This is a genomic window from Oleiphilus sp. HI0132 (genome assembly GCF_001635845.1).
On the sequence record NZ_LWGJ01001514.1, the window covers coordinates 23,241 to 30,059 of the forward strand.

At 46.5% G+C, this 6,819-nt stretch carries 7 protein-coding genes; 2 read left to right on the top strand and 5 right to left on the bottom strand.

What is annotated here, in order from left to right; genetic code table 11:
- From trpC to trpE, 4 genes are read right to left on the bottom strand one after another with little or no spacing between them, the layout of a single operon-like run.
- Nucleotides 1–831, bottom strand: a complete 831-nt coding sequence (trpC, locus tag A3766_RS23420; RefSeq protein WP_068514462.1) for an indole-3-glycerol phosphate synthase TrpC — start codon at nucleotides 829–831, stop codon at nucleotides 1–3.
- Nucleotides 832–851: 20 nt separating this feature from the next.
- Nucleotides 852–1,886, bottom strand: a complete 1,035-nt coding sequence (trpD, locus tag A3766_RS23425; RefSeq protein ID WP_068514460.1) for an anthranilate phosphoribosyltransferase — start codon at nucleotides 1,884–1,886, stop codon at nucleotides 852–854.
- Nucleotides 1,887–1,921: 35 nt separating this feature from the next.
- The gene (locus A3766_RS23430; protein ID WP_068514458.1) at nucleotides 1,922–2,500 is read right to left on the bottom strand and encodes an aminodeoxychorismate/anthranilate synthase component II; all 579 of its coding nucleotides are present in this window, start codon (nucleotides 2,498–2,500) and stop codon (nucleotides 1,922–1,924) included.
- An 11-nt stretch (nucleotides 2,501–2,511) separates the two neighbouring features.
- Nucleotides 2,512–3,993: an anthranilate synthase component I gene (trpE, locus tag A3766_RS23435; RefSeq protein WP_068514455.1), complete on the bottom strand. Its 1,482-nt coding sequence runs from the start codon at nucleotides 3,991–3,993 to the stop codon at nucleotides 2,512–2,514.
- Nucleotides 3,994–4,434: 441 nt separating this feature from the next.
- On the opposite strand from trpE, the gene A3766_RS23440 reads away from it, so the two are divergent.
- On the top strand, nucleotides 4,435–5,151 hold the full coding sequence (locus A3766_RS23440) for a PEP-CTERM sorting domain-containing protein (protein ID WP_068643059.1): 717 nt from the start codon (nucleotides 4,435–4,437) through the stop codon (nucleotides 5,149–5,151).
- A 54-nt stretch (nucleotides 5,152–5,205) separates the two neighbouring features.
- On the opposite strand, the gene rpe is transcribed toward A3766_RS23440, so the two are convergent.
- A complete protein-coding gene (gene rpe, locus A3766_RS23445) occupies nucleotides 5,206–5,877 on the bottom strand; it encodes a ribulose-phosphate 3-epimerase (protein WP_068513466.1) in 672 nt (223 codons plus the stop codon).
- Nucleotides 5,878–6,014: 137 nt separating this feature from the next.
- Here rpe and A3766_RS23450 point away from each other — a divergent pair.
- Nucleotides 6,015–6,819: DUF3530 family protein (locus tag A3766_RS23450; protein ID WP_197479702.1), on the top strand; the 805-nt coding region annotated here is incomplete at its 3' end.

Genomic DNA, 6,819 nt, shown 5'->3' on the forward strand with positions numbered 1-6,819 from the left:
CTAAAAAAACAAACGCTCTAACTCCTTACCCGGGTCTGCCGCCCGCATAAATGCTTCACCGACTAAGAAGGCGTTCACATCACGTTCTTGCATAGCGATCACGTCTTCTCGAGCATGTATGCCGCTTTCTGTGACCACAATCCTATCTTCGGGAATCTGCTTCAATAAGTTAAAGGTGTTGTCGAGTGATACTTCGAAAGAGTGAAGGTCCCGATTATTAATGCCGATTAAGCGAGTTTCCAGCGTTAAGGCATCTTTAAGCTCTGCTTCATTATGAACTTCGACCAAAACATCCAGGCCGATTTCATGGGCGATGCCACTTAACTCCTGCATTTGATCTTTTGTTAGGCAAGCGGCAATCAGTAGCACGCAATCAGCATTCACAACGCGGCTTTCGTAGATCTGATAAGGCGCGACCATAAAATCCTTACGGATAATCGGCAAGGCGCTCGCAGCACGTGCTTGTTGCAAATAGTCCTCATGGCCTTGGAAAAAATCACGGTCAGTAAGTACCGATAAACAGGCTGCACCGGCCTTCTCATAACTTTCGGCAATGGCGGCAGGTACAAAGTCCTCTCGAATAATTCCTTTGCTTGGTGATGCCTTCTTGATCTCGGCAATAATGGCAGGCAAATTGTTCGCGTTCTTGGATTCTATCGCCCGCACAAAGCCGCGGGTCTCATCCCGATCGAAGGCTTGTGCCTTGCAGTCGGCTAGCTTTAGCGTGCTTTGTCTTTCCTCAATTTCCTGCCACTTGCGTGCGACAATCTTTCGCAGAATGGTTGGAGTTTTATCGCTGGCTGAATCTGGGCCAAAAGAAACGTCTGACATAATGAATCCGGTATATAAAGTTATTCTGCAAATACGCGCGTAAAGCTCGCCAAGTCATTTAATTTAGCTAAAGCTACGCCAGAACCAATGGAATCGGATGCCAGCTCAACGCCTTCAGCCAAACTACTAGCCAGGTCAGAAGCATAGATCGCTGCACCGGCATTTAAAGTAATAATTGAGCGTGCTTTTTGCGCAGCCTCGCTTTGTTCCTTTCCTAAAGCTGCTTTTATCAAGTTTAGGCTTTGTTCTGCACTATCGACACCCAAGCCATCAAGTGAAGCTCGCGCCAGGTCAAAGTCTTCTGGTTTGATGGTGTATTCACTGACTACGCCATCCTTGAGTTCAGCGACATGGCTGTCGCCGGAAATAGTGATCTCATCGAGGCCGTCACTCGCGTGGACGATGAGTACATGCTCGCTACCCAGACGTTTTAATACTTCAGCCATAGGCTTACACAAAGCACTATTGAATACGCCGATCACTTGCTTACCAACGTTAGCAGGGTTAGTCATGGGGCCAAGCATATTGAAGATGGTACGAATAGCCATCTGCTTCCGGGGGCCAATAGCATGCTTCATAGCGCTATGGTGAGCTGGTGCAAACATAAAACCAACACCAATTTCCTCAATACAACGCTGTACTTGCTCGGGGCTTAAAGACAAATTAATGCCTGCAGCTTCGAGTACATCAGCACTGCCAGTGCTGCTAGAAACGCTACGGTTACCATGCTTTGCTACCTTGCCACCCGCTGCAGCTACCACAAATGCACTGGCTGTCGAGACGTTAAACAAGTTAGCACCATCGCCGCCGGTGCCACAGGTATCTACCAAGTGTTCGCCGCTGATATCTACTTTAGTAGAGAGCTCTCGCATCACCTGAGCAGCGCCGGTAATTTCATCAATGCTTTCGCCTTTCATGCGCAAAGCAACTAGGAAACCGCCAATTTGAGCTTCTGTCGCTTGGCCTGTCATAATCTGTTGCATGACAGACTGCATTTCATCGGTTGCTAGGTCGGTGTTTTCAACGACTTTTGCCAGAGCTTGAGTAATATCCATGCGTATACCTATTTTTATTCGCTTATCGTTTTATCTTATCGGTCTAAGAAATTCTTAAGTAAGTCATGACCGTGTTCACTTAGAATTGACTCAGGGTGGAATTGAACCCCTTCAATATCAAGTTCCTTGTGGCGAACACCCATGATCTCTTCGACACTACCGTCATCGTTTTCAGTCCATGCCGTGATTTCCAGGCAATCAGGTAGCGTATCTTTACAAATAACCAGTGAGTGGTAACGGGTTGCGGTGAAAGGGTTAGTCAATCCCTTAAATACGCCCCTATCGTTATGATGCATGGCTGAAGTCTTACCGTGCATCACCTGCCCGGCACGAATGATATTTCCGCCAAAAGCCTGGCCAATACTTTGGTGACCCAAACAAATACCAAGAATTGGAAGCTTGCCTTTAAAGTGCTCAATGGCAGCCAGTGATACACCGGCTTCGTTTGGCGTACAGGGGCCAGGTGAAATCACAATTTTACTAGGTTTTAGCGCTTCAATTTCTTCGATGGTAATTTCATCGTTACGGTAAACATGAACATCGGCACCGAGTTCGCCCAAGTACTGAACAACGTTGTAGGTAAACGAGTCGTAGTTATCAATCATTAATAGCATTGTTTTTCTCCTTACCCGTCTAAGCCTTGAGTTGCCATTGCCACCGCTCTGAATACAGCGCGCCCTTTATTCATGGTTTCATCCCACTCACTTTGCGGTACCGAGTCTGCAACGACTCCCGCACCGGCTTGAATATGCAATACCTGGTCTTTTATGACCGCGGTGCGAATGGCAATCGCCGTGTCCATATTGCCATTCCATGAGAGGTAACCAACAGCGCCGCCATAAACGCCCCGCTTAACCGGCTCAAGCTCATCGATGATTTCCATCGCACGAATTTTCGGGGCACCACTTAGAGTACCGGCAGGGAAAGTCGCGCGTAATACATCAATCGGACTGGTATCGGGTTTTAGCTTGCCGGTCACGTTCGAGACAATGTGCATAACATGAGAGTAGCGCTCTATCACCATTTTATCGGTGAGCTCTACACTGCCAATTTCACTAACGCGGCCAGCATCATTTCGTCCTAAATCGATTAGCATCAAATGCTCGGCGCATTCTTTAGGATCTGCGAGTAGGTCTTTCTCTAAGGCTAAGTCTTCTTCTTCATTCATGCCGCGCTTGCGAGTACCAGCAATCGGCCGAACAGTAACTTCACCCTCTTCTACGCGCGCAAGTATTTCAGGTGATGAGCCGACAATATGAAACTCGCCCAAGTTCAAAAAGTACATATAGGGAGAAGGATTCAAACAGCGTAAGGAGCGATACAGATTCAAAGGCTCAGCAGTAAACGGAATCGACATGCGCTGTGAAATCACCGTTTGCATCACGTCACCAGAGAGTACGTATTCCTTAATGGTATCGACAGCGTCTTTAAACTTGTCTTCAGAAAATCCAGATATAAAGTCGCTTTCTTTTATGTCAGTTTGTGTGGCTTCTTGAGCCGGCTCCGCGCAGGTATTATTCCGTAAACGATGAACCAATAAATCCAGTACCGACTGAGCTATTTGATAAGCATCTTCAGTGGCAGGGTCTGCATGATGAATAAGTATCAACTTGCCACTTAGGTTATCGAATACAACCAGCTGGTCAGACACCATAAGCAAGATATCAGGTGTACCCAAAGGATCTTCAGGACAGCTGTCAGCAAGCTTTGGTTCAATGTATCGAACGGTGTCATAACCAAAGTAGCCAACCAAACCGCCATTGAAGCGTGGTAAGCCTTCTATTTCGGGCACCTTGAAACGCGTTTGGAATTCCTCAACAAAAGCTAAAGGGTCACTGCACTCGTGTCGCTCGATGATTTCGCCATCTTGCTCGAGTGTGGCTGTGGAGCCAGAAATTCTAAGTACTTGCGTACAAGGCAAACCGATGATGGAGTATCGGCCCCATTTCTCGCCACCATGAACAGACTCTAGTAAATAAGAATAGGTGCCGTTAGCGAGTTTAAGATAAGTACTTAAGGGCGTATCGAGGTCAGCCAAGACTTCACGCGTGACAGGAATGCGATTGTAGCCTTGAGCCGCTAGTTGTGAAAAATGCTCAGGTGTCATAGGGTGTTCCTAACTAAATTCATAATCTATTAATTAAAACGAAGCGGTATACAGCGCAGGAGCTGCAAATATTGAACGAGCGCGTGCTCAATTAGCTAGCTTCGCCAGCGGCAGGGAAGCAGCGCACGAAGGGCTGCGAAATTATGAACGGATGTAGACACTGAACAGTCTCTCTACTCTAATCAATTAATAGGTATAAAACGGCCTACAGATTACCTCAGGCCTGTGAGTGAATCAATAGCTCAGGGTGCATGCTAGCTCGCTATTTGAGACTCTCATAGCTTTAAATATAGCAATTTTAGCCAAGGCAGCTGCTTAAGCTAAAAAAGACTACATTTTTTTGCTAAGACAGGTATATTAATTGAGGGCTAGGAATCCTTAGCTCAATGCGAACAGGATGTTTGCAGAATCTATTTCTATACTTTTTAAAAGGACTTAAAAATGAAGAACTTTCTTAAGCGCCCAACGATGGCGCTATCTGTGTTATTGGCTTCCTCATCACTTCAAGCTTTACCTGTTTATATCAATGAGTTTCACTATGATAATCAGGGGGCTGATCAAAATGAGTTTGTTGAAATAGCAGGCTTAAGTGGTACAGACTTACTTGGTTGGCAACTCGAGTTTTATAATGGCAATAATGGCCGACGTTATATGTCATGGGACTTATCTGGTAGTTTTTCCGATCAGCAGGCAGGCTATGGTGTGTTACCCTTTACCGGCTCTGGTGGTCTGCAAAATGGTGGCAATGATGGTATTGCCTTGGTAAATAATCTGGGCGACTTAGTACAGTTTATTAGCTACGAAGGCTCCCTTGTCGCAACAAATGGTTCAGCTTTGGGCGCCACAAGTATCGATGTTGGCGTTGTAGAGTCACCGTCTACGGCTTTGGGTAGCTCAATACAGTTAAGTGGCACAGGAGAAAGCTCTGAAGCGTTTGCTTGGGTCTTGGGGCAAGCTTCCCAAGGGGCTTTTAATACCGATCAACTTTATCAGGCGCCTATTGTTTCTGGTCCTGTCGTACCAGATATTCCGACATTCACTGAGCCGGGTTCAAACCCTGATGTGGTATCGGTACCAGAACCTGCCAGCTTAAGCCTGCTGGGCTTGGGGTTACTCTTACTTGGTCAAATACGCCGGGGCGCTAAAATGCGAAGTTAGGGGAAGTAGGCGCTCGGTTTTGCAACAAGCTGAGCGCCTTGGATGACGTTTGGGCTAGGAAATGCCAGCTAACTTGGCTCTCATTGCTGCGATGGTTGCCTGATAGTCATCGGTATTGAATATGGCTGAGCCGGCAACAAAAGTGTCGGCACCAGCTTGTGCTATCTCGGCTATATTGTTGATATTGACGCCACCGTCAATTTCCAATCGGATATCTTTACCTGAATCATTAATCAACTTGCGTGCTTGTCGAAGTTTATCGAGTGTACCAGGAATAAACTTTTGGCCGCCAAATCCGGGGTTAACGGACATGAGCAAAACCATATCGAGCTGGTCAAGGGTATGGTCAAGGTAGTGTAAGGGGGTAGCCGGGTTAAAAACTAAGCCCGCCTTGCAGCCACCATCTTTGATGAGTTGTAATGAGCGATCAATATGCTCAGAAGCCTCTGGATGAAAGGTGATATAGGTCGCACCAGCATCGATAAAGCTTTTGATCATATCATCGACTGGCTTCACCATTAGGTGAGCATCAATTGGAGCTGTCACGCCGTGCTTTCGAAGCGCCTCACAAACCATTGGGCCAATTGTCAGGTTAGGGACATAATGATTATCCATCACATCGAAGTGAACGATATCAGCACCGGCTTCGAGAACATTCTCGACTTCTTCACCTAGGCGTGCAAAGTCGGCAGAAAGAATAGAGGGGGCGATCAAAAATTGGCTCATGGTTTCCTCGGAATTAATAATTTGCGCTATTCTAACGTAGAAGCGCTGGTGCGAATAGTTTAGTTGCCGATAAGTAAAGTGTTAAGCCTATTGATGATAGGTTTGTGCCTCCGAGTGTCACTAAGATGAGTTTTTATATGAAATGGTTTTGCCTTGCTCTTGTTACTCTTATATTCAGTTCTAGCATGGTGCTGGCGGAAGATGCACCTGACGCCTCTGAAGGCAAAGAAGAAAGTGAAACCAAGAGTGAGGCGCTTAGAGTTGGACATATAGATCTAGATAAGGTGACTCAGCAAGCCCTGATATCGGAATTGAGGCAAAAAGAAGTAGTTTGGCTGGATGTTGAGTACCCCATACCTGAAGGTGGTTCTTCTGCTGGAAGTGTTCAGGTTCTGGCTTTACAAAGACCTTCTCAAAAGCCGCAACAACATGGTGCTGTTTTATTGGTTCCTGGTATCGGCCAGCATGCGGACTGGCCTCAAGTAATAAGGCCTGTACGCAGTGGGCTTCCAGAGGCGGGTTGGTATACCTTGGCGCTCTCATTACCAGGCGCTTCCATAGACAAAGTCCCAGAGCGAGCTTTACCAGTAAAGAAATTTGATGAGCTTGAACTAAGCCCTGCTTTGGCAGAAGCATTAAACAACAAGACAGCCAAAAACGAGGATAGTGGAAAAGATAAGTCAGATGGTGAGGCGGAAAAAAGTGAGCAAGCGGCAGACAAAGACGATGCAGTTACCGAAGACAGTTCTGATCCAGATAAACCTGTTGATATAGACCTTGCCGATAAAGAAAAGCAGCTAAAAGCAATTCCCTACCAAGACAAAGCGCTTGCGCACGTGAACGCTGGTATTTCGTACTTACAGCAGCAAGGCTATCAGAATATTGTTTTGTTAGCCTATCGCGCTTCAGCCAACATTGCCTTTGAGTATCTCAAGCAAAAGC

Bases quoted from the DNA above. Each gene is read 5' to 3' on its own strand.
- trpC (WP_068514462.1), bottom strand. From the start codon at position 831: ATGTCAGACGTTTCTTTTGGCCCAGATTCAGCCAGCGATAAAACTCCA.
- trpD (WP_068514460.1), bottom strand. From the start codon at position 1,886: ATGGATATTACTCAAGCTCTGGCAAAAGTCGTTGAAAACACCGACCTA.
- A3766_RS23430 (WP_068514458.1), bottom strand. From the start codon at position 2,500: ATGCTATTAATGATTGATAACTACGACTCGTTTACCTACAACGTTGTT.
- trpE (WP_068514455.1), bottom strand. From the start codon at position 3,993: ATGACACCTGAGCATTTTTCACAACTAGCGGCTCAAGGCTACAATCGC.
- A3766_RS23440 (WP_068643059.1), top strand. From the start codon at position 4,435: ATGAAGAACTTTCTTAAGCGCCCAACGATGGCGCTATCTGTGTTATTG.
- rpe (WP_068513466.1), bottom strand. From the start codon at position 5,877: ATGAGCCAATTTTTGATCGCCCCCTCTATTCTTTCTGCCGACTTTGCA.